This window comes from Methanoregula boonei 6A8, from assembly GCF_000017625.1.
Classification (GTDB): Archaea; Halobacteriota; Methanomicrobia; order Methanomicrobiales; family Methanospirillaceae; genus Methanoregula; species Methanoregula boonei.
In genome coordinates this window covers 1,784,916-1,806,060 of record NC_009712.1, presented here as the reverse complement: position 1 = coordinate 1,806,060, position 21,145 = coordinate 1,784,916, and the positions used below count along the sequence as shown (strand labels likewise).

General features: G+C 54.6%; 20 protein-coding genes. 12 read left to right on the top strand and 8 right to left on the bottom strand.

Going from position 1 to position 21,145, the window contains the following annotated elements; all coding sequences use genetic code 11:
• The first annotated feature begins 130 nt into the window (after positions 1–130).
• Both MBOO_RS08980 and MBOO_RS08975 read left to right on the top strand, forming a co-directional pair.
• Positions 131–721, top strand: a complete 591-nt coding sequence (locus MBOO_RS08980) for a pyruvate kinase alpha/beta domain-containing protein (protein ID WP_012107289.1) — start codon at positions 131–133, stop codon at positions 719–721.
• Between the two features lie 4 nt (positions 722–725).
• A complete protein-coding gene (locus MBOO_RS08975) occupies positions 726–1,580 on the top strand; it encodes a DUF7847 domain-containing protein (protein ID WP_012107288.1) in 855 nt (284 codons plus the stop codon).
• Between the two features lie 255 nt (positions 1,581–1,835).
• Here MBOO_RS08975 and MBOO_RS08970 read toward each other — a convergent pair whose 3' ends face one another.
• A complete protein-coding gene (locus MBOO_RS08970; RefSeq protein ID WP_012107287.1) occupies positions 1,836–3,062 on the bottom strand; it encodes a DUF92 domain-containing protein in 1,227 nt (408 codons plus the stop codon).
• Between the two features lie 119 nt (positions 3,063–3,181).
• On the opposite strand from MBOO_RS08970, the gene MBOO_RS08965 reads away from it, so the two are divergent.
• Together MBOO_RS08965 and MBOO_RS14080 are read left to right on the top strand one after the other, a co-directional pair.
• Complete coding sequence (locus MBOO_RS08965) at positions 3,182–5,776, top strand: valine--tRNA ligase (protein ID WP_012107286.1); 2,595 nt, start codon at positions 3,182–3,184, stop codon at positions 5,774–5,776.
• 243 nt (positions 5,777–6,019) lie between these two features.
• Entirely contained in the window at positions 6,020–6,820 is an 801-nt protein-coding gene (locus MBOO_RS14080) for an EVE domain-containing protein (protein ID WP_012107285.1), read from the top strand.
• A 964-nt stretch (positions 6,821–7,784) separates the two neighbouring features.
• Here the strand turns inward: MBOO_RS14080 and tmk are convergent.
• On the bottom strand, positions 7,785–8,405 hold the full coding sequence (gene tmk, locus MBOO_RS08955; RefSeq protein ID WP_012107284.1) for a dTMP kinase: 621 nt from the start codon (positions 8,403–8,405) through the stop codon (positions 7,785–7,787).
• Entirely contained in the window at positions 8,396–9,073 is a 678-nt protein-coding gene (locus MBOO_RS08950; RefSeq protein ID WP_048068417.1) for a HisA/HisF-related TIM barrel protein, read from the bottom strand. The genes tmk and MBOO_RS08950 overlap by 10 nt, the downstream gene beginning before the upstream one ends.
• A 47-nt stretch (positions 9,074–9,120) precedes the next feature.
• Between MBOO_RS08950 and MBOO_RS08945 the strand changes: the two genes are divergently transcribed.
• From MBOO_RS08945 to MBOO_RS08935, 3 genes are all read left to right on the top strand, one after another.
• Positions 9,121–9,807 carry a (5-formylfuran-3-yl)methyl phosphate synthase gene (locus MBOO_RS08945; RefSeq protein WP_012107282.1) on the top strand — a complete coding sequence of 229 codons (687 nt, stop codon included), beginning with the start codon at positions 9,121–9,123 and terminating at the stop codon, positions 9,805–9,807.
• A gap of 16 nt (positions 9,808–9,823) precedes the next feature.
• Positions 9,824–11,293 (top strand): IMP dehydrogenase, encoded by a 1,470-nt coding sequence (guaB, locus tag MBOO_RS08940; RefSeq protein ID WP_012107281.1) that lies wholly within the window; start codon positions 9,824–9,826, stop codon positions 11,291–11,293.
• Positions 11,294–11,409: 116 nt separating this feature from the next.
• On the top strand, positions 11,410–12,030 hold the full coding sequence (locus MBOO_RS08935; protein WP_157677651.1) for a superoxide dismutase: 621 nt from the start codon (positions 11,410–11,412) through the stop codon (positions 12,028–12,030).
• Between the two features lie 103 nt (positions 12,031–12,133).
• Here the strand turns inward: MBOO_RS08935 and MBOO_RS08930 are convergent, their stop codons facing one another.
• Complete coding sequence (locus MBOO_RS08930) at positions 12,134–12,349, bottom strand: KTSC domain-containing protein (protein ID WP_048068416.1); 216 nt, start codon at positions 12,347–12,349, stop codon at positions 12,134–12,136.
• 168 nt (positions 12,350–12,517) lie between these two features.
• On the opposite strand from MBOO_RS08930, the gene MBOO_RS08925 reads away from it, so the two are divergent.
• Positions 12,518–13,474: a hypothetical protein gene (locus tag MBOO_RS08925; RefSeq protein WP_012107278.1), complete on the top strand. Its 957-nt coding sequence runs from the start codon at positions 12,518–12,520 to the stop codon at positions 13,472–13,474.
• 58 nt (positions 13,475–13,532) lie between these two features.
• Here the strand turns inward: MBOO_RS08925 and MBOO_RS08920 are convergent, their stop codons facing one another.
• The gene (locus MBOO_RS08920) at positions 13,533–13,961 is read right to left on the bottom strand and encodes a hypothetical protein (RefSeq protein WP_012107277.1); all 429 of its coding nucleotides are present in this window, start codon (positions 13,959–13,961) and stop codon (positions 13,533–13,535) included.
• Positions 13,962–14,115: 154 nt separating this feature from the next.
• On the opposite strand from MBOO_RS08920, the gene MBOO_RS08915 reads away from it, so the two are divergent.
• Both MBOO_RS08915 and MBOO_RS08910 read left to right on the top strand, forming a co-directional pair.
• Positions 14,116–14,757 carry an ArsR/SmtB family transcription factor gene (locus tag MBOO_RS08915; protein ID WP_012107276.1) on the top strand — a complete coding sequence of 214 codons (642 nt, stop codon included), beginning with the start codon at positions 14,116–14,118 and terminating at the stop codon, positions 14,755–14,757.
• A complete protein-coding gene (locus tag MBOO_RS08910) occupies positions 14,738–15,157 on the top strand; it encodes a hypothetical protein (protein ID WP_012107275.1) in 420 nt (139 codons plus the stop codon). The genes MBOO_RS08915 and MBOO_RS08910 overlap by 20 nt, the downstream gene beginning before the upstream one ends.
• A gap of 110 nt (positions 15,158–15,267) precedes the next feature.
• On the opposite strand, the gene nrdD is transcribed toward MBOO_RS08910, so the two are convergent.
• The gene (nrdD, locus tag MBOO_RS08905; RefSeq protein ID WP_012107273.1) at positions 15,268–17,457 is read right to left on the bottom strand and encodes an anaerobic ribonucleoside-triphosphate reductase; all 2,190 of its coding nucleotides are present in this window, start codon (positions 17,455–17,457) and stop codon (positions 15,268–15,270) included.
• On the bottom strand, positions 17,457–17,726 hold the full coding sequence (locus MBOO_RS08900; RefSeq protein WP_012107271.1) for a glutaredoxin family protein: 270 nt from the start codon (positions 17,724–17,726) through the stop codon (positions 17,457–17,459). Before MBOO_RS08900 ends, nrdD begins: the two co-directional genes overlap by 1 nt.
• Positions 17,727–17,885: 159 nt before the next feature.
• Here MBOO_RS08900 and thpR point away from each other — a divergent pair, with 159 nt between their 5' ends.
• Positions 17,886–18,437: an RNA 2',3'-cyclic phosphodiesterase gene (thpR, locus tag MBOO_RS08895; protein ID WP_012107270.1), complete on the top strand. Its 552-nt coding sequence runs from the start codon at positions 17,886–17,888 to the stop codon at positions 18,435–18,437.
• The gene (gene cca, locus MBOO_RS08890; protein ID WP_012107269.1) at positions 18,434–19,816 is read left to right on the top strand and encodes a CCA tRNA nucleotidyltransferase; all 1,383 of its coding nucleotides are present in this window, start codon (positions 18,434–18,436) and stop codon (positions 19,814–19,816) included. The genes thpR and cca overlap by 4 nt, the downstream gene beginning before the upstream one ends.
• A 378-nt stretch (positions 19,817–20,194) precedes the next feature.
• On the opposite strand, the gene MBOO_RS08885 is transcribed toward cca, so the two are convergent.
• A complete protein-coding gene (locus MBOO_RS08885; protein ID WP_012107268.1) occupies positions 20,195–20,806 on the bottom strand; it encodes a TetR/AcrR family transcriptional regulator in 612 nt (203 codons plus the stop codon).
• Positions 20,807–21,145 lie beyond the last annotated feature (339 nt).

Here is a 21,145-nt window from a genome sequence, read left to right as displayed (position 1 = left end):
TTCTCTTTTTTTATGGTTATTTTTAGAATCTGACAAAGTTTTTCATGGCTGGTTATTAAAAGGTACTTCTACCAGAGGATTCCCGCGTCAAAATACTCATGTGCTGGCACGCGAGATGTACATGATAGTTATGGCGTTTACTGCAAAAACCACGTATTATTTCGATGCACCGGGCGCTGCCAACACAAAGGATGCAGCGCGCTTTGCGGTCGAACGGGCAAAGGAACTACACCTAAAAAAGATCGTGGTCGCGAGCAGCTCCGGTGAGACTGCGAACGTCTTTTTTGATGCAATGAAAGGAACAGGGCTCACCCTTGTTGTCGTGACCCATGTCATGGGCTTTTCAAAACCCGGTGAATGGGAGTTTGACAAAAAGGCTGCCGAAGACCTCCGCAGGCAGGGTGTTATCATTGTGACCGGCACCCATGTCCTCTCGGGACTCGAGCGCGCCATCTCCCGGTCAAAGAATCTGGGTGGCGCATCCCGGTCCGAGGCGATTGCCGAGGCGTTGCGCCGGGTGATCGCGATAGGCCTCAAGGTCGCAGTTGAATGTGTCCTTATCGCTGCAGACCAGGGCGCCATAGGAATTGATGAAGAGGTTATTGCTGTCGGGGGAACTGCGACCGGTGCTGACACGGTGTGTGTGATCCGCCCGGCAAACACCTCAAGCTTCTTCGATCTCCAGGTGCGGGAGATCGTGGCCATGCCAAGGAACCGGTAAAACCATGGTGCTTGCTGAGTTGCAGGAGGCCGTCCGGTCCGTTGGCCAGGCCCCGGTGTACTGGGTTTCAGGGGCTGCAGCCGGGCTGCTCTGCGCGGCACTCTGGATTGTGTATAATATCTCCGGTGCTTTCTTTGCCGGACGTCTGGTCATTCTTGCCGCGCTCGTGATGGTCCTCTTTATTGCCGGGACCTTTGCCTTAGTAAAGAAGAATAGTACTGATGCCGGAGAACTGGTGCGCGAAGGAGTGCAGTATTATTTCCGGGTACTGCTCCCGTGGCTTGTCATCTCCGCCGTGCTCCTTCTGGTCTTTGTCGTGATCACCATTGTTACCGTTTTTACCCAGGGCAGCACGGTGGATTATGAAGCAATGGGGATCCTTGCCGTGATTGTGATGATCCCTACGCTCTTCCTGACCTTCTTTTGCGATACGGCTGCAGTCTTTGAGGACCTCAGGGTCTTTACTTCCCTGCGCCGCAGCATCGGGGTTGCAGCAGCCCATGCGGGTGCAGTGTTCAGTTTCTTTGTTGTGTGTGCCGCGCTCGTGTTTGCGGACTTCTTTATCTTTGCCATTATCTGGGAAGGACTGCTCTACGAGAAACTGGCACCGCTTGCGCAGTACAATGAGACGCAGTTTGCCTCTGTTACCCCTCAACTGCTCATCACCATGATTGGTCCGGATGGAATCTGGATTACTGCCGCGGTCATCTGTCTTGCGCTCCTCTTTATCGTACCGCTCCTGCTCGCCTACAAGGCCTGCTTTTACCGGTCCATTGCAGGAGTTGCGGGAGTTGCACCGGGTGTTGAGAAACCACTGACCGGCGAATACGACAGCAAGGGCCGCTGGTACAAATACTGATCTTTTTTTTGATTTTTGCGAAACTCTTACTGCCCGGTTCTTACCCGTGCATACGAAGCCGTATCAGGAAGACCCCGGCCTTTGTGATTTCCGGAGTGGATCCCGGGGCCGGGGGCCGGTAATTTTTTTAGAAGCCCGGGCCCGCATCCGGTCATTTTTTGGATCCCTCTCCAGCGTGAGACAGTTTGTAATATTACAGCTCAACTGTAAGGTTAAGTAATCCGGCCCGGCCGGTTTTGTAAAAAACACCGGCCCTTACCAGACAATGCCGTGCGTGATAAAGATCCAGTACAGGGCCACCGCAAAGAGGCCGCCGCCCAGTGTGGCAAGGAAATTTGTCCCTGCATTTCCCAAAAAGCCCTTGTTTTCGAGAAGTGCTCCTACCAGGCTGTCAAGATTTGTACCCACAAAGCCCGTAATCGTGCAGATGACCGCCATTGACGGCGTGATGAGATGGAATCCGAGTGCAACCAGCGACACCACAAGACTGCCCAGCACGCAGACGGCTTCCCCCTTCACCGAGACGCCGCCGTTTGTCCCGATCGGCACCTTGCGCAGCGTTGTTATCATGTAGGGTATCCCACCGGTAACACCAATCTCGCTTGCCATCGTATCCGCGGCCGCGGTTGCCACGCACCCGACGTACATTACGATAAAAACCGGCTGGACAAAGACGCCGTACAGCACCGCAGCAGCACAGGCAACGATCCCGTTTGCAAAGACATTGCGGTAGCCCCGGGCCCCGCTCTTACCCTGCTCAACCCCGATCTGCTTCTTGTACTCGAATTTGTACCGGGTGCAGACCGAACCGAGGATAAAGAAGGTGAGCATGACAAGGAGCCATGTTGCATCGGCAAAGACAAGGAGGATGACGCCCACAAGTGCGATGGAAAAAAGCCCCGAGAGATCTGCGGTCTTTGCCCGGAATGCAAAATATCCAAAGACAAAGGCAATGACCACAGCAACGAGCACGATCTCAATGTTGGCCGTGTAGTTGAGCTCCTTTATCAGGTACATTGTCATTGCAATACCCACACCCTCAAGCACCAGCGAATCCTCGTACTTCAGCAGGATCACCTTGAGGAGCACGGCGGCGATGATCCCAAAGATAATCATGAGGATTGCATTTTCATGGAGATAGACCATGACAAGCACGCCGGCCCAGGCCGTGGATACGATGTAGTAAAAGTAGGTGTTGAGATCATCGGTCCCCGACTGGAAGACCAGTTCGCCAAGCGCTATCATGGCCATTGTTGTTGCAAGGACGAGAAAAGGCAGGAGGTTGACCGCGTACAGGCCAGAGAGAATGCAAAAGACGTACGCGAAATATTTCAGATCAAAGAACCGCCAGAGGATAAGGGAGAAAAGAATGATAATAAGGGCCATGAGCCACGGGGACCACAGCGACTGCACGTACGGGCCGGCAAGGATGGCACCACCGGTAAGCGCCGCTGCGTATCCCAGTCCCCGCTGCTTTGCCATTGTCAAGATATGTGATCCCGGATAAGAAGAGCCTTATCGTTTTTCCCCTGCAATGCATTTCCTTTCCCGCGGGCAGGTGACGATCACTATATTTTGTGCAACAACCAATCCGGTACGGAATGGCTTCCTCTGACGAACTTCCCAAAAATTACGATTTTGCCGAGGTGGAGGAGCGCTGGCGGAAGAGCTGGCGCGACGAGGACCACTATTTTGACCACAACTCGAAAAAACCGCAGTTCGTGATCGATACGCCCCCGCCCTACCCTACGGGAAATTTCCATATCGGAAACGCGCTCAACTGGTGTTATATCGATTTCTTCGCCCGGTACAAGCGGATGAAAGGCTACAACGTGATGTTCCCGCAGGGCTGGGACTGCCACGGTCTCCCCACCGAAGTAAAAGTCGAGGAACTCAACCATATCACGAAAAACGATGTGTCCCGCGAAGAGTTCCGGAAGATGTGCCGGGAGCTCACGCTCAAAAATATCGAGCAGATGCGCCTGACCCTGCGGCGCATGGCGTTCTCCACGGACTGGTCGAATGAATACATCACGATGATGCCGAAGTACTACTCAAAGACCCAGCTCTCGTTTTTGAGGATGTACCAATCCGGCTATATCTACCAGGACGAACACCCGGTCAACTATTGCACCCGGTGCGAGACCGCAATCGCGTTTGCCGAGGTTTCGTACGAGGACCGCGAGACGCAGCTCAATTTCTTTAATTTCGATGGTGTGGAGATCGCGACCACCCGGCCGGAGCTCCTTGCCGCCTGCGTTGCCGTTGCAGTCCACCCGGACGATGACCGATACCACAAGCTCAAAGGAAAATCCCTCAAGGTGCCGCTCTTTGGCCACGCGGTTCCCGTGGTCCAGGATGAGGCCGTTGATCCGTCATTTGGGTCTGGCGCGGTGATGATCTGTACGTTTGGTGACAAGCAGGATGTCCACTGGTGGAAGCAGCACAACCTGCCGCTCCGTAAAGCCATCGACCGTACAGGAAAGATGACAGAGATCTGCGGGAAGTATACCGGCCTGTCTACCACGGAATGCAGGAAAGCGATCCTTGCGGACATGAATGCTGCCGGCATCCTTAAAAAACAGGAGAAACTCCAGCAGCGCGTGGGCACCTGCTGGCGGTGCAAGACCCCGATCGAGATCCTCTCGAACCGGCAGTGGTTCATCCGGATCAAACAAAAGGAGATCCGGGATGCCGCCCACCAGATTGCATGGTACCCCGAACACATGCTGCGCCGGATGGAGAACTGGATCGACCAGATGGAATGGGACTGGTGCATCTCCCGGCAGCGGATCTTTGCAACCCCGATCCCGGTCTGGACCTGCGCAAAGTGCGGCGAGATCGTGGTGCCTGACGATAAGGATCTTCCCTGCGACCCCACGCTCACCAAGCCCAAACACCCCTGCCCGAAATGCGGTGGGAACGACTTTGTAGGTGAAGAGGATGTCCTTGATACCTGGATGGACTCGTCCATCTCGGTCTTAAACGTGACCGGCTGGGACGGCTCGGGGAAGCCGAAGATCTTCCCGGCGCAGATCCGCCCGCAGGGCCACGATATCATCCGGACCTGGGCGTTCTACTCGATCCTGCGCTCGGTCGCGCTCACGGGAAGCAAACCCTGGGACCAGATCCTCGTCAACGGCATGGTGCTCGGCGAGGACGGCTTCAAGATGAGCAAGAGCCGGGGGAACGTGATCGTTCCCGAGGATCTCGTAGGTCGGTACGGCGCCGATGCGCTCCGGCAGTGGGCGGCGACCGGGGCAGCGCTCGGCTCCGATATCATGTTCTCATGGAACGATGTGATCGCCGCGTCACGGTTCCAGACCAAGATGTGGAACATCGCCCGCTTCGCGCTCATCCAGCTCGAAAAGGAAGGCATTGATGAGAATGCCCCCATAACCGCGCTTGCCGACCGCTGGCTCCTTGCCCGGCTCTCGGACACGGTGGCAACGGTCAGCGCGAGGATGGAGAACTACGAGTTCGACGAAGCCCTCAAAGAGATCCGGGAATTCGCATGGGACGTACTCGCCGATAACTACATCGAACTGGCCAAAGGCCGGCTCTATGCCGGTGACGCATCGCGCAAGAGCGCCTGCCGGGTGCTCTACACCGCGTACGACGCACTCTGCCGGATGCTCGCGCCATTTGTCCCGTACTTTGCCGAGGAGTGCTACTCGTACCTCCACAAGGGGAGCGTGCACAATCAGTCGTGGGTTGATTTCACCTTCGATGACCCCGCAGCCCGGGCCGAAGGCGATCTGCTCGTGAAAGTGGTTGCTGAGGTACGCAAGTACAAGCATGACAAGGGCCTGGCGCTCAACGCACCGCTCGGGAAGGTCACGGTCTATGCCCCGCACACCACAAACGATGAGAACGACACAGGCCGGACCCTGAATGCGGACGTCCATTGGCGGACCGACAAGGCCCATCTTGACAAGGTGGTTTCGGGGATCGACTTCAACCGATCTGTGGTCGGCCCGGCATTAAGGAAAGATGCGGGCGCGTTCATGGAAGCAGTCAAGGCTCTTTCGCCCGAAGAACTCGCCAATCCGCCAAAAACGATCACGGTGAACGGGAAAGATCTCGCGATTCCCGAAAATGCATTTACGCCGAAGTATTCCTATGTGGAAGAAGGTGCGAAAGTTGATGTGATCACGGTCGGCGATGTGATCGTGACGGTGGCGGGGAAGGAATAAGTTTTTTTTGATTTTTAAGTTTTAGATCGTACGGTTTGCACTCAACGGTAGTGATGGCTCCCCGCCTCAGGGCCCCTAGCGGGGCACGGCGGGGCAGATTACCAGCATTTTTCTAGTAATTACCGCTTTGTGGGCCATCCCATGCGGGGTGGCTAGAGGCATCGCAGCACGACGAGCTAATATCATATTTTAATATATGTTAGTAATATTAAAACTTTCAAACAATCTTGGGGGCTCTGTTGAATGTCGAATGTCTGGATTTTTCAATCGAATCCTAAATACTATGATCTCATTCGTGATTTAGGTGAACTGACAAGGATGGAATCTGGCTGGCCTATAAGACAGCAGAAAAATAAAATCGAGAAAGGAGATTTGGCTTTATTGTGGGTATCTGGTGAGAATCGAGGAATTTACGCGACTGCGGATATTATTTCTAAACCTAAAATGGAAAAAGTTGACTTCACAGATTCTTGGGTTAATCCTAAAAGATCCGCAGATGGAAAAACTGAGGAATTAATGGTCGAATTAGGACCTATGACGATTTTAAAGCCGCCATTGCTTGAATCGGAACTTAAACAAATTCGTGAATTGTTTTCACTCTCTATTATGCGACAACATAATGGAACAAATTTCCCCGTTACAGAATCCGAATGGGATATACTTTCCAAAGAGATTGAAAAAAGAACTTTAACAAAATATGAGGAAATATTCACTTGTCCGGAATATTTTACCGAAGGAAAAGAGAGAGAAATAATCCAAACAATTTATGAAAGAAATTCAAAACTAAGAGAGATGGCCATAAAAATGCACGGAACTACGTGTTCAGTGTGTGGTTTTAATTTCGCTAAAAAATATGGGATATTAAGTGAGGGTTACATCGAAATTCATCACCTTGTTCCTCATTCAGAGCATAAAATTAAAGGAGAATCTGAAATCAATCCTGAAACAGACCTTATCCCACTTTGCTCAAATTGTCATCGGATAATACATAAACCTGAAAAAATGTTAAGCATCGAAGAGTTGAAAAAAATTGTAAAATCTTAATTTTAATCGTAGAATTATTTCGTCACCTTTTTGCTCACACAATCCCTTCAACCCAATTCGATTACGCGTTGGGATCCCGGTAAGTGCGTAGCGCAAAACCTGACGAGGCGTTTTGCGCGTAGAGCCTCGCATCGTTTCAGCGGCCTGGAAAACTTCTGTGAAATTCTTTCTCTCTCATTTCAAAATTGGTTCATTCGTTTTCCTGTCGCGTGATCAGATCATTTTTCATCGTCCGGCACGGGAACTCCTGTCGGATGTGGTAGCTCCCCTCCCTGGGGGGTATATGGGGACAAAACCCCCGGATCCCACGATCTGAGATACCCTAATCCGGGCCCGTATTGAGCCCGGATGGTTCATTTCCAGATCCGGATAAGCCCAATTTGGGCTCCGTTTAAATCAGAGCCCAAATAAGCCTTATTTTTACAAACGGACGATTTTAATGAGCCTCATAACGGCCCTTTCCTGCCCTGTTCTCACCTCAAACGGGCATTTGTTCATTCCCGGAAAAAGAGGCCGAAAAAAGGCCGCTATTGCCCGGCAATGGGCATTATATGGGGCTTAATTTGGGCGTGTTTTGGCAAATAAATCAATTTAATGGCTTTATTTCCACGCGAACCGAAACGGACGGTTTTACGGGCGTATTTTTGGGGGTGGTGTCCCCCAGTTTTCGTCTTCCCCTCTGATTCCAAATTGTTCGACTCAATTCATAGATTTCCGGAAAAGTCCGGTCCACGATCTGAGAATTTAAAAAAAAAGATCGATCCGGCAGCCGGGGATTTTGAAATATTCAACTGCTGACCGGTCCATTTTCCGGAATTCACAAGCTTGCAATGTATTTTTTGAAAGCGTCCTTGCCCAGCGAGGGCCCGATGAGGCGCCCGAGCGACCCCCGAAGGGGGTGGGGTCCCTCATAAAATGTCTGAGAAAAGTATGCCATTACAATGTTAACCAAACCGTGCCCCGGTTATTTCCTCCTCCTCTTCTTCCCCTCCGCCACAACCTGCCGGATCGCACCCGCGACAAATTCCGCGACTGCATCCTTGTCCAGCATGGAATCTACAATCACAAACCGATCCGGTTCCGCCCGGGCAAACTCCATGTACCGGTTCTGGACTTTCTCCAGCACGTCGCGCCGCTCGAAGTGTTCCCGCCCGCTCTTTTTCGAGAGCCGGGCGAGCGCGTCATCGATCGGGATGGCAAGAAGGAAGGTCTTGTCCGGGACAATGGACCACCCGTCATGCATTGCCCGGAGCCAGCGCTCCGGTTCCGGGATAACGCCTTCGAGCGTGACTGCCTGGTACGCGAACCGGCTGTCAGAATATCGGTCCGAGATCACGAGTTTATGTTCCGCAAGCGCCGGGCGCACGACCGTTGCAAGGTGGGCTGCATGGTCAGCGACAAAGAGCGTTGCCTCGCAGACCGGATCGATCTGTTCGGCAATTGCCCGTCTCACAGAATCTCCCACCCACGTGGCCCCCGGCTCACGGGTAAAGACCGGCGAGAGATCTTCGAGTGATTCCTTAAGGGCTGCAAGCAGCGTGCTCTTTCCCGATCCGTCGATCCCTTCGAGTGTGACTAGGACCATGTGCCCCTCCGGATTGCTTCGGCCGGCACAGCCCCCTTGTGAAGTGCCGTTGCGATAATGGCCCCGTCAAAGCCGGCATTTTTTATCGTATCAAGATCGGCAGGTGAGGCAACTCCGCCTCCATACAGGAGCCGGCCCGGGTACGCGGAGCGCCATGCGGCAAGCGGCCCGGTCCCTTCCCCAATACCGTTCTCCGTTCCCACAAATCCGAGATTGAGAAGAATGCAGCCCTCAAAATCCCAGCCGCGTGCCTCCCGAAGCACGGATTCGGGGGAATCTCCGGTTGGGATCACCTTCCCGTTCATCACATCAATGCTCAGGTACCCTCCGTGGTACTGCGAGAGCTTGGCAAGACTGGTCTCGGTGCCGATAATATTTTTGAGATGCGGGCCGGTTAGCAGGTCTGACGGTGTCTGCACTCCCCGATCCACGTAACAGCGCTCGACAAGATCGGCACAGCCCCGTATCAGGGCATCATGGTTTCCTTTCCCTTCGATCCGGTCGAGATCGGCGATATAGAGGAATTTCGGTGCTGTCGCTTTTACAAAACCGATCGGTTCCGCCGTCGGGGAAAGCCCCCAGTCCAGCGGTTTGTAGGTCGCACGCTGCCCGGATTTTCCGTGTACAACCATATTATGCTGCAAATCCAGCGCGAGCACCAGTTCCATCGTCGCCTGCCCAAAACCACTATTAGGATAAAAGATCATTAAAGCTTATGCAATTGTTGGTCAGCCCCAGCTCTATTTCCGAGGCTCACTCTTCTGTCGCTGCAGATATTATCGATGTCAAAAAACCCTCCGAGGGCTCGCTTGGTGCCAACTTTCCCTGGGTGATACGGGAGATCAAATCGTTTGCAAACAAACCCGTGAGTGCAGCGATTGGCGATTTCCCGCACAAACCGGGTGGCGCTGCACTTGCGGCATACGGGGCTGCCTGCGCAGGAGCTGACTATGTGAAGATCGGTCTTGCGTTTTCCGGGAAGGACAAGGCCCGCGAAGTGATCGAGGCAGTGACAAAAGCCGTAAAGGACGAGTTTCCCGAAAAATTCGTGGTAATTGCCGGGTATTCCGATTACGAACGGATGGGATCGATCTCCCCGTTCGAGATTGCCCCCCTTGCCGCCGCATGCGGAGCCGACTATGCCATGGTGGACACAGGGATAAAAGACGGGCGGAGCACCTTCTCCTTCATGGACGAGACAACCCTTGCACGGTTCACGAAACAAAACCGGGAGCTGGGGATTGGCACCGCTCTTGCCGGCTCGCTTGTCTTTGCCGACATCGACGCCCTCAAACGGATCAACCCGGAGATCATCGGCGTCCGGGGCATGGTCTGCGGCGGCGACCGGAACGCGACTATCCGGGAGGATCTCGTAAAGACCGCCCTTGCCCGGATCCATTAACAAAAACAGGTGTGTAATGTTTCAAAACAAACTGGATGTTCCCCTCTCTCTCACGTTCGATGATGTGCTGCTTGAACCCCGCGAATCATGGATCGAACCGGCCGAGACTGATACCAGGAGCCGGTTTTCCAAAAATATCGGGCTCAATATTCCGTTAGTCTCTTCCGCGATGGATACGGTGACCGAGGCGATGATGGCAATCGCGCTTGCCCGTGAAGGCGGGATCGGCGTGATCCACCGGAACATGACCGCCGAGCATGAGGTCCAGGAAGTCAATGTGGTCAAGCAGGCCGAGGAGCTCATCGAGCGCGACGTGCTTTTTGTGGAGGATACGGCCACGGTTTCCGATGCCGAGAAACTGATGAACCAGTACAGTATCGGTGGCCTTCCTGTTGTGGGGAAGGGGAAGATCATCGGGATTGTCTCACGCCGGGACGTGCGGGCAATCGTTTCCCGGTGCGGTGAAGAGAGCATCCGGACTATCATGACCAAAAAGCCGATCACGGCAAGCGAAGACATCACGCCAGAAAAAGCGCTTGAAGTGATGTACACAAACAAGGTCGAACGGCTGCCGGTAGCCGATAAAATCGGCCGGCTGACCGGGATTATTACCATGCAGGACATCCTGGAAAAGCGCCAGTACCCCAAGGCAACCCGGGACAGGAAAGGCAACCTGCGGGTTGCTGCCGCGGTCGGGCCCTTTGATTTTACCCGGGCAACCCTTCTTGATTCCCATGGTGCGGATGCGCTTGTCGTGGACTGCGCCCATGGCCATAATATGAAAGTGGTCGAGGCAGTCAAGAACATCAAGGGCAGCGTAAATGCCGAGGTGATTGCAGGAAACATCGCTACCAGTTCCGCGGCAGAGGCCCTGCTCGACGCCGGTGTTGATGGCATCAAGGTCGGGATCGGCCCGGGTTCGATCTGCACAACCCGGATCGTGGCGGGAACTGGTGTCCCCCAGATCACCGCGATTGCGCAGGTAGCCGATGTTGCGTCCCCGGCCGGCGTACCGGTGATTGCCGATGGCGGCGTGCGGTATTCGGGCGACGTGGCAAAAGCGCTTGCGGCCGGCGCAGACACCGTGATGATGGGGAGCATGTTTGCCGGCACCGACGAAGCGCCCGGCAAGGTGATCACTATCAAGGGCCGGCGTTACAAGCAGTACCGGGGCATGGGGTCGCTTGGGGTCATGAGCTCGGGCCAGTCCAGCGACCGGTACTTCCAGAAGAAGGGAATCGGGGCGACAAAGTTTGTGCCCGAAGGCGTGGAGGGCGTGACCCCGTATGTCGGGCCCGTGGGCGAAGTGATCTACCAGATGGTGGGGGGGCTTAAGTCCGCTATGGGTTATTCAGGGGCATCCACGATTGCCGAGATGCACACCAAGGCCCGGTTTGTCCGGATCACAAACGCCGGCATGACCGAGAGCCATCCGCACAATATCCTCATCACGGACGAGGCGCCGAATTACCGGCTCTTCGAGTAACTTTTTCTCCTGAATTCTTTTCTCCACAAAGGTCCATTTTCTGCCCCTATGCAGACCATCAAATAGCCGGGCGGGAATAGTATCCGTGTATCCCTTCGTGTAAGGAAGCGATGCATATGACCAGCGAAAAACTCTATACCCTCCCGAAGCTGCCGTACGATTATGCGGCGCTCGAACCCTACATCTCAAAAGCACAGCTCACCCTGCACCATACCAAACATCACCAGGCGTACGTGACCGGTGCAAACGCGATCTTCGAGAAACTGGACAAGGCACGAAAAGAGAAAACTGACCTTGACCAGAAGGCAACCTTAAAGGAGCTCTCGTTCCATATCGGGGGCTTCCGGCTCCATGACATCTTCTGGGAGAACCTTGCCCCGGCCGGTAAGGGCGGTGGCGGCCAGCCAGAAGGGGAACTTGCCAAAGCCATAGATGCGGAATTCGGATCGTTTGAATGGTTCAAAAAGGAGTTTACCGCAGCGGCATCGAGCGTGGAAGGCTCGGGCTGGGCGGTACTGACGGCAAGTACAACCACCCCTCGGCTCCTGATCAACCAGATCGAGAAGCACAACGTGAACGTATACCCGGGCTTCCGGATCCTGCTTGTGCTCGATGTCTGGGAGCACGCGTATTATCTGGATTACAAGAACGACCGGGCTAAGTACATCGAGGCGTTCTGGAACCTCACAAACTGGGATGCGGTAAACAAGCAGTTCATCACGCACCTTAAGAAATAACAATCTCTTTTGCATTCATTTTTTTATCCGGTACCCGGAGCGGGTACAAAAAAATTCCAAAACCGGGAAAAAGGAACGTATTTTCGTATCTTAGCGATTGATTCTATGCCCCTATCTTTCTTGCCCGGAACCGGTTCCGGACCTTCTCGGAAAAGTATTTTCCAACCGAATCAGAACTCATGAGATCCGCGTAGATTTTTGCAGGGACACCCGCATACTGGAAGACAAGTCCCGAAGAAAATTCGATCTCCATGTTTTTTTGCGCGGCATCATATCCCACGGAGCGAAGAATACAGGATTTAACGGCAAGTCTTTCCACAAGTATCACCGCGGAACCATATGCGCTTTGGATAGTTAACGGTTTTTATAAAACCAAAGCAATGTGTTGGTGGAAATGGGCAGCCGTAACCTGCGGTTTTTCCCTATTGTTTCCCAAAGGCCGGTAAAAACACGATCTATATGATATGCCTGTCCTATTCTTCATTACATGAAGTCCTTCCTTTTCTGCCTGATCCTCCTTCTTGCTGCCGGTACCTGCGGCTGCCTGTCGTCAGCCCCGCAGGGTAACCCTGCCGGCCCTGTTACCTCTGCCATCACCACTTCACCCGCATCAGGAATTTCCGGGAGTCCCGTGACAGGAATTCCTGTGGGACGGAGCCAGTTTGTTTTTACCGATACGCTCGGGAATGCTGACCGCCCGATCACGGTCTACTGCTACCGCCCGGCCTCGTGGAACCAGTCCGGGCCGATCTTGATCGTGATGCCCGGTGCCGGCCGGACCGGCGAGTCTCCGCGGGACACATGGGTACCGTACGCGGACGAGTACTCAGGCATTGTCCTTGTTCCTGAATTTTCGCAGCAGTACTATCCCGGTGACATGTTCTATCCGCTTGGGTACATCTACGGTTCTACGTGGGAGCCCAAAACGAACTGGACCTACATGGCCATTGAACATCTTTTTGATTACGTGAAGAACGAAACCGGCGCAACAACGCCGACCTACCTTCTTGACGGCCATAGTGCTGGTGGCCAGTTCGTCCACCGGCTGGTGACCTTCCTGCCCGATGCCCGGTACAGCAGGGCGGTTGCGGCAAATGCCGGCCTGTATGTGATGCCGGACTACACAATCCCGTACCCGCTGGGCCTTGAGGATTCTCCGCTCCCACAAAGCGAGCTTGCGACGGTTCTCTCCCGGAAACTGATCATCATGTCCGGCAGCCTCGATACAAACCCGAACGATTCGAGCCTTGCAAATTTCCCGGCCGCTGAGGCAGAGGGCAGCACCCGGTTTGCCCGGGCACAGGCCTATTACGCAAACGCACAGGCACAGGCAGCGACGCTTGGCGTCCCGCTCAACTGGGAGTATCACATCGTCCCGGGTGTTGGCCACGATGAGGCAGGCATGGCCGGGCCGTCGGCAGCGCTGCTCTTTAATGCGAGCTAAATGGGGTGTCCGGACCGGATCCTGTTTTTCTTTCGCGGGAACGTTCTATAGGTTCCCCTCAGAATTTCTTTTTCCTGTTCATTGCCCCCATTTTTTCTTTATCAAACCAGCCATCGCGGTTGTAACTGAGATCGAGGAAATGCAGGATATAATTGTTAACAGCATCTCTTCCCGACCGGGTTCTCATCGTTCCTGCTTTTAGGTAATCCCCGTAAAGATCCAGGATGATATCATCCGGTAATGTTTTGACCCGGTCGTCGAAGTGATCAATGATCATCCGTTTGGTCCATGCCTCCTCAAAATCCAGGGAATCTATGGTTATGCGGTCCGCAAACGGCTGCTTATATTCCATGATCAACCGGTTGCGCATTGTGGCAATCGCCGATCTGCTGGTAAACAACTGCCTGAATTTTTTCTTCAGCCGGGCAAATGGGGCAGGCTTACCAAATGTTTCCGTGATGAATTGTGCCTCTTCGGTGCCCACCATACAGGTCCCTTCTTTTTTTAAACAATTGTAGTTTTCGGGAGTAGAATTTAAAGGAAAGATATGCCGGCATTTACCCTTAAGATAGTGCCTGAAACGCATCAGACTGCACACTTCATCTTATTTTATATTGTTACAACACTAACATAAAGTAAACATGGAGGATCTCGCAGAAGTTGCCCGGTTGCTCGATATCCTCGGGAACCGGAACCGGCGGCGCATCATCGGCCTCCTGCGGCAGAAGCCCTGCTTTGTGACCGAGATATCGGAGACGCTGATGATCTCACCCAAAGCCGTCATCGAGCATCTTCAGCTCATGGAGCGTGAGGAGATCCTCTCCTGCCAGACAGATGACCGCCGGCGCAAGTACTACTACCTCGCAAATGACATTCTCGTGGATGTCTCCCTTCGCAGCCTGCAGAGCGCTATGATCGGGCTGGATGTGGAGGGAAAAAATATGGAAAACGAGCGGACACGTCAGGCGGTTGTCATGCTTGCAAAGATGGTCCAGGCCCACGACCAGCTCGTTACCCATCTTGAGCAGCTCAACCATGACATCGACACGAAACTGGCCGATCTTGCCCGCAACCATAATGATTTATTCAAAAGCGAACGAGAACTATCTGTGGCAATTGCCCTCTCCCACGAACCCCTGACTCCCGAAGAACTGCGGGAGGCCACCGGGTATACGCAAGAAGAGCTGGAGCCGGTGGTTGCAGAGTTCGTACAACGAGGAATTGCAGGAAGAACAAAGAACCGGATACACTTACGAGGAGTCCATGCAGACCAATCCCAATAATCCCTACGATGAAGTGTTTGGCAACCTCTCGAAAATCGTCGAGGAGATCGTGCGCTCCATGCCCGAAGCCGAGCACGCCCGTGTCATCGGGTATACCATCGTAACCCGGCAGATGCCCGGCGAGCCCGGGATCTTTACCGGGGGAACCCCGGACAGCGAGGACGACATCCCGTACGAGGTACAGGAATCCGATACCCACATCTTTGTCACCGCCGCGATCCCGCCCGAGGCAAAGCACGCCCCCTACGCGGACATCCAGCCGCACGCGGTCCGTATCTGCGTTGATGACCGCGAGACCCCCGTGGAGCTCGAAAAGGCAATCGATGTGATCCACAGCACGTACCGGGTGCACCGCGGCGTGATGGACATCACGCTCCGGAAGGTACCGGACTACCAGTAAATTTTTCTTTTTCGCGGCAGAAGGCGCTTTTTAACCAACCGCTTTACGGTCGGTCTTGCGGGCACAGCCCGTTTCTCTCCTGCCTTAGAGAAGTTCCCGTCAAAAAAAAGTTATGCCTTTGCCGGCACATCTGCCGGTGGCATCCACGATCCTTCCGCCCTCTTTTCCGGCCGGAACTCACGGAACTGCCGGAGCGGCACGGTGAGATCCCGGGTGAATGCGAAGTACCCGATCTGCGTGTTCCGGCAGAGGTTCATGGCCATATCCATGAGCCCACGCGGATCGGGCCGGGCCTCCCCGAGCCATATGTGGAAGATGTTTCCGCCGTCCACGATCGGGAAGAAGACATGCTCGATCTCCATCCTTTTTGTGAGCGGGACATTGGCGCCCGGTGCCACGTGTGTCCCGTTCGTGTAGTAAATCGGGAGGTCGCGGGTCTTTCCCAGGTTATTGAGTGCATAATCGAGGTCGCCCTTGATCACCTTTGCCGCCATGTCGTGGTACCGCTTATCAATGAGATCGGCGACCGCAAAGCGCTGGCCGGTTGTCTCGGCCGGGGTGCGGGCAAGGGCTATGGTCATGTTGTTCTTTGCCGAGAGTTTCCTTGCATACAGTTCCATCTCGGTCATGGCGCGGATGGCAAGTTTGAATGCCGCCTTTGACTCGTGGACCTGCTGGCCTGTGTGGTGCTGGACCATTTCGTTGACCCCCACGACACCGATCGTGTACACAAGACCTTCGAGATCAACGGCAATTGCCCCGCGATCACCGGTGTTGGGGTCCTTTGGCCGCTGCATGGCAAACGGCATCCGCCCGCTCGCCCGGATATTATTCATCCACCGGCGTTTTATCTTGAAGAGTTCGACGGCCACATCCATGAGCGCCCGAAGTTCAGCAAAGAGCCGTTCGTCCTTCCCCTCCGCATTATAGGCTGCACGCGGGCAGTTGACCGAGACCACCTGCCACGAGCCCATCGAGAAATGCCGGCCACCTTCGAAAAGGAGTTTTTTGTCAAACTCCGAGTCCTTGTCTGCCACTGTGGAGAACTGGTACGCGCAACACTGGTAGCATGAGATCCCCTTGCCTGCGCCGCGGTACGCCGGGAGCTGGTTGTCGTAGTACGGCGTCCCGAACTTGGAGGCAAGCTCAAATGTCATGAGATAAAGATCGCGGAATGTCGGGAGATCCGGGTGGTTCCGGTTGAACTCCTCGCGCTCTTTTGTGAAGTCCGGCTCAATGGAGATCTCGGGTTTGGGGAAGTTGAACGGCTTTCCCCAGTAATCGCCCTCGATCATTACGTCCATGAGCGCCTTGAAAAGCAGCCGGACCTCCCGCTCAAACTCTCCGTAGGTGCGGCGCGGGGCCTCTTTCCCGTCCCAGATTTTTCCTTTAAAGACGCAGGGCTTGTCCTGCCAGAGCGTCGGGACGCCCGGTGAGAGCTGGACGGATGAGAAGACGAGCTGGCCGCCCCGGGCCACCATCATCTGGGTCATCTCGTACACAAACATCTGCATGTTCTGCTTGATCTCGTCGTAACTCATGCCCTCCATGTAGGGCGCGAGGAACGTGAGGAAGTTGTAGTAACCCTGCCCGCCGGCAAAATTGGTCTGGGCGCTCCCGAGCGCTTTTACCGCATGGAGGATTGCGACCTCTGCACGTTTGGCCGGGCCGGCGACAGAAGCCTTTGTCCCGTTCCCGTCCGGCATGAGGCCATAATAAAAGAAATACCTCAGGTCCCAGTCCTGGCAGAACGGCCGGGTGCCGAAGTATTCGAGATCGTGGATATGCATCTCACCGCACAGGTGATGGTCGGCAAGCTCCGGGGGGAGCTGGAGCAGGTACTGTTCTTTAGAGATCTTGTCCGCCTTTTTCTTGTGGCTGGTCTCGGCATTCTCCTGGAGGTTCGCGTTGTCGTGGGCCTCAAAGCCCTTGCCCACATCGATCTGGTGCGCATCGTAGACAGGTGTTCCCACCCGGGTGCAGACGTTACGGTACTGCACCATGCCTTTTTCGAGGAGCGTGATATTCATGATCTCCCGGATGAGCGGGCCCGAGAGTGACTTGAGGCCGAGCGCAAGGATGCGCTGCTCGACCTCCCTTGCGATCTCCTGTGCGGTTGCGTCGTCTGCGCCCTCGTACCCGTAAAAAGACTCGACAAGTTTTGTTTCCTTTTTGATCTGCTCGGCGATCCGGTTCCGGTCCCAGTCAACGATGTGGCCGTCGGTTGTGCGGACCGGGGGCAGGGCCGGGGAAAAGCCGCCACCAAAGGTCAGTTGCCGGGTCTCCCTTCGGGCCGGCATCATGCACCCGAGAGTATCGCACCGAGTTTTTTCTCGTCAAGCGATCCTGCCGGGAAGATGTCATCAGTGGTGTAGAAGTCCTCACCGCGCTGGAGGACCGGCGCTTCATTGACAAAGACGCCGTTTACCCGGAGCTCGGTAAGGGCCTCTGCGGTGGAGAGGTCCTTTTCGGAATACGCATATCCCTTGTTTTTGAGGAATTTTTTGAGCATCTCGCAGTGCGGGCACATCTCAAGGGAATAGACAATCAGGGGTACGGATTCCGGCATGGACACTAACCTCTCTTTCATTTTAGCAATATGCACTTTTTTGGATAAAAGACGATCCCTGCCGCCGTAAACCCGGGTAATTGTACCTGGCTAAACCCGGTTTTTGCCTGGTACCGGGTTCTTTCATGGAAACGATTACCATTGTGGACTGACTAACCAATGCATACAGTCATGGTCAGGGCGTTTGTGGCATTCGAGATATCAGAGGAGATGCGGGAGCTCCTGAGAGCAGCGCAGGATACGTTCAAAAAGAGTTCATCACGGCTCACATTTGTCGATCCCCCGCTCATCCATATCACGGTCAAGTTCCTTGGCGAAGTAGACGAGCGTAAGATCCCGCTGGTCATCAGTGCCTTAAATACTATAAAGGCCGTGCCGTTTGCCGCAAAAGGCAGCCGGATCACGGTCAACAATTTCAAAAGCCCGCATACAGTCTGGTGCGCAATCGACGATGCCGGGAAGGGCCGCGAGGTCTTTGGCGCTGTCGAAAGCGTTCTTGCGCCGCTCGGGTTTGCCCGCGAGACCCGGGCGTTTACCCCCCATGCAACGCTCGCCCGGGTCAAAGTGGCAAACCCGGCACTTTTCCGGTGCCTGGAGGAAGTGAAGACCGCCCCCTGCGGCAGCTGCATGGTTGCCGGTCTCAAGCTTAAGAAGAGCACGCTCACTCCCAACGGACCGGTGTACGAGGATATTGCAGAGGTGGCCTGGTGAGCGGCCGGCTCCCGTTTGAGGAACAGCTCCTTTCCGGGCAGCTCCGCCCTTCCGCAGAGGAGCGCGAGTACATTGCCGGGGTTGCGCGCCGGCTGCTTGATGCGATCAATGCGAGCGGGAAAGCAACAGGGATGGTGGTCGGCTCGATTGCCCGGAACACCTGGGTAAAAGGCGACCGCGACCTCGATGTCTTCCTGCTCTTTTCCCCGGAGATGCCCCGCGAGGCACTCGAAACCGAGGGTCTTGCGCTTGCCCGGAGCATCGCACGGGCGTTTACTCCCATGTTCCACGAGAAGTACGCCGAACACCCGTACATCAATGCAAACGTTGAGGGGATCGATGTGGATCTCGTGCCCTGCTACAACGTGGCAAGCGCTGAACATATCCAGAGCGCGGTGGACCGGACACCATTCCATACCCGGTACATCACGGACAAGATCAACGGCCTGACCGACGATGTGCTCCTCTTAAAACAGTTCGCAAAGGCCGGGGGGATCTATGGGTCCGACCAGATGACCGAAGGTTTCTCGGGCTATCTTTGCGAGCTTCTCGTCCTCCATTACGGCGGGTTTGCCCCGCTCCTTGCCGCGGCAGCAGAGTGGCGACCGCCGGTGATTATCGATATCGGGAAGCATGCGGCAAAGAAATTCGATGAGCCGCTTGTGGTAATTGACCCGGTGGATCCCCGGCGCAACGTAGCAGCGGCGGTCTCGCTTGACCGGATGGCAGAGTTCGTGGAGCTAGCCCGGGGCTACCGCGATGCACCTTCGGAGGAATTTTTCCGTATCCGAAAGGAATACCCGTGCTGCCCGGCCGATCTTGCGGCACTGCTTGCCTCGCGGGGCACCTCGCTTTATGCGGTCACGTTTGCCACCCCACCGTTCATTGAGGAGATCGTGGTGCCCCAGCTCAAGCGGAGCACGGGAGCAATATCGGATCTCCTGGACCGGAGCGGTTTTGCCGTACACCACGCCCATTACCGGATGGGGCCGGGGCGGTGCATGCTCCTCTTCGAGCTCATAATTGATGAGCTTCCGCCCATCCGCCGCCACGAAGGACCGCCGGTCTGGAACCGGGTAAACGCGGAGAAGTTCCGGGAGAAGTACCGCACTTCGCCCCTGCCCGGGCCGTTTATCGAGAACGGGCGGTACGTGACCGAGGTGCCCCGGGAATTTACCCGGGCCGGGGATCTCATAAGCTCACCTGCCATTCTCTCCGTGGGAACCGGCCGGCACGTGCGGGAGTCGCTCGGGAAAGACTGGTGCGTGCTTGAGGGCGCCGATTGCTGGCAGGAAGAGTTCTCCGGGTTTATTGCCACGTTCTTTTCCCGGCGATCGCCGCTTGTCAGGATCGAGCGGGACAGGCCGGGCCGGGAATAAACCGGGCTGCTGCGAATGAGGGCATCCGGACCGGGGGTCATCATCCTTTCCCCTCCGGAGAGAAGGTATTAGAAGGGATCTTCGTATAACGCCCTTTTTTACACATGCCCCCTATTCCGGCACATCCGGAAAACCGGGGCAAAAGAAAGCCCGCTATAATGCAGGTTTGAAGGCCCTCATTTTTGGCCGGTTTTTGAAAAAAAGGACAAATTGCCATTTTTTCCGTGGACGTGGACACCCTTTCCGGTGGAACCGGAAAACGGGACCCCCGGATCGGGAATCCGGGTTTAATTTGGGCCCGGAAAAGCATAGCCAAGATCCCGAAGGACATGGATGATCCCCTATATCTCTGCCCGGTCCGCAAATGCAACTGAACCCTCAATCCGAATCTTGATAAGGCTTTAACTGCAGGATACATTCCACCGAGTCTATCCAGATCACTCTTGCTTCCTGCGGATCTTCCTCCGACAGGATATAGATAAATGCAAGACCCAGGGTTAATCCGTTAATAGCACGGATTGCTCCGTACACATCGATCATTGTTGAGATCTCTCCCGATCTTTGTCGCTCTAAAAGTTTTCTGGAGAGAGCAAGAAGCACTTCGTCATACTGCCGGTATACCTGCTCGCGGAACTGCTTATCCCGGATAATTGCCGATAACGCCTGTAAAAAGAGCGGTGCAATAGGATCGCCACGGGAATAAAGGATCTCAGCGATATGTTCAATCGATTCGCGGATCCCGACGTTCTCTTTTTCTGTGTCAGCGAGAATGCGTCCCCAGAGTTTCCGGATAAGTTCGAAGGTGGCCTCTTCTGTTAGGGAACTGCTGTTCTCAAAGTAGGTATACAGTGCGGCTTTTGTTACGCCCACCCTTCGTGCAACAGCCTCCAGCGTCACCGTACTCCAGCCGCTCTCACGGGCGATATCAAGCGTCGCTGTAATAATTTTCCTTTTTGCGTCGCGGTGGTATTCAGCATTGATTCGTGGCATGTCCGTCTGCTACCTGCGATATCCTCCATTATATCTACATCGTTTCACTTAATTTAACTTTCGTTTAGAAAGTTGACAGATATTTTGATATAGTAAAAGTATGTATAGTATTTTGGGACAATGGTGCCAGTCCCGCGGATATGCCCGAAAACCCGGATACAGACACCAGATCTGATGATAAACTCCAACCCTCTCAGGCATCGTCAGGTGCCGGGTCGGAGGGCATTCATCCGCAAAAAGACTTTAGCCTGACCGGAATTCGCGAAAAGCAAAAAAAAATGTCCCCCACAGAAAAACACTCCAACCCGCTTTTCGCGATACGGTCTTTCATGAAAGGGT

Bases quoted from the DNA above. Each gene is read 5' to 3' on its own strand.
- MBOO_RS08920 (WP_012107277.1), bottom strand. From the start codon at position 13,961: ATGGTGGGCACCGAAGAGGCACAATTCATCACGGAAACATTTGGTAAG.
- MBOO_RS08965 (WP_012107286.1), top strand. From the start codon at position 3,182: ATGGCTTCCTCTGACGAACTTCCCAAAAATTACGATTTTGCCGAGGTG.
- guaB (WP_012107281.1), top strand. From the start codon at position 9,824: ATGTTTCAAAACAAACTGGATGTTCCCCTCTCTCTCACGTTCGATGAT.
- MBOO_RS14080 (WP_012107285.1), top strand. From the start codon at position 6,020: ATGTCGAATGTCTGGATTTTTCAATCGAATCCTAAATACTATGATCTC.
- MBOO_RS08910 (WP_012107275.1), top strand. From the start codon at position 14,738: ATGCAGACCAATCCCAATAATCCCTACGATGAAGTGTTTGGCAACCTC.
- MBOO_RS08935 (WP_157677651.1), top strand. From the start codon at position 11,410: ATGACCAGCGAAAAACTCTATACCCTCCCGAAGCTGCCGTACGATTAT.
- MBOO_RS08900 (WP_012107271.1), bottom strand. From the start codon at position 17,726: ATGCCGGAATCCGTACCCCTGATTGTCTATTCCCTTGAGATGTGCCCG.
- MBOO_RS08945 (WP_012107282.1), top strand. From the start codon at position 9,121: ATGCAATTGTTGGTCAGCCCCAGCTCTATTTCCGAGGCTCACTCTTCT.
- MBOO_RS08925 (WP_012107278.1), top strand. From the start codon at position 12,518: ATGAAGTCCTTCCTTTTCTGCCTGATCCTCCTTCTTGCTGCCGGTACC.
- MBOO_RS08975 (WP_012107288.1), top strand. From the start codon at position 726: ATGGTGCTTGCTGAGTTGCAGGAGGCCGTCCGGTCCGTTGGCCAGGCC.
- MBOO_RS08950 (WP_048068417.1), bottom strand. From the start codon at position 9,073: ATGGAACTGGTGCTCGCGCTGGATTTGCAGCATAATATGGTTGTACAC.
- thpR (WP_012107270.1), top strand. From the start codon at position 17,886: ATGCATACAGTCATGGTCAGGGCGTTTGTGGCATTCGAGATATCAGAG.
- MBOO_RS08980 (WP_012107289.1), top strand. From the start codon at position 131: ATGGCGTTTACTGCAAAAACCACGTATTATTTCGATGCACCGGGCGCT.
- tmk (WP_012107284.1), bottom strand. From the start codon at position 8,405: ATGGTCCTAGTCACACTCGAAGGGATCGACGGATCGGGAAAGAGCACG.
- MBOO_RS08885 (WP_012107268.1), bottom strand. From the start codon at position 20,806: ATGCCACGAATCAATGCTGAATACCACCGCGACGCAAAAAGGAAAATT.
- MBOO_RS08970 (WP_012107287.1), bottom strand. From the start codon at position 3,062: ATGGCAAAGCAGCGGGGACTGGGATACGCAGCGGCGCTTACCGGTGGT.
- nrdD (WP_012107273.1), bottom strand. From the start codon at position 17,457: ATGCCGGCCCGAAGGGAGACCCGGCAACTGACCTTTGGTGGCGGCTTT.
- MBOO_RS08915 (WP_012107276.1), top strand. From the start codon at position 14,116: ATGGAGGATCTCGCAGAAGTTGCCCGGTTGCTCGATATCCTCGGGAAC.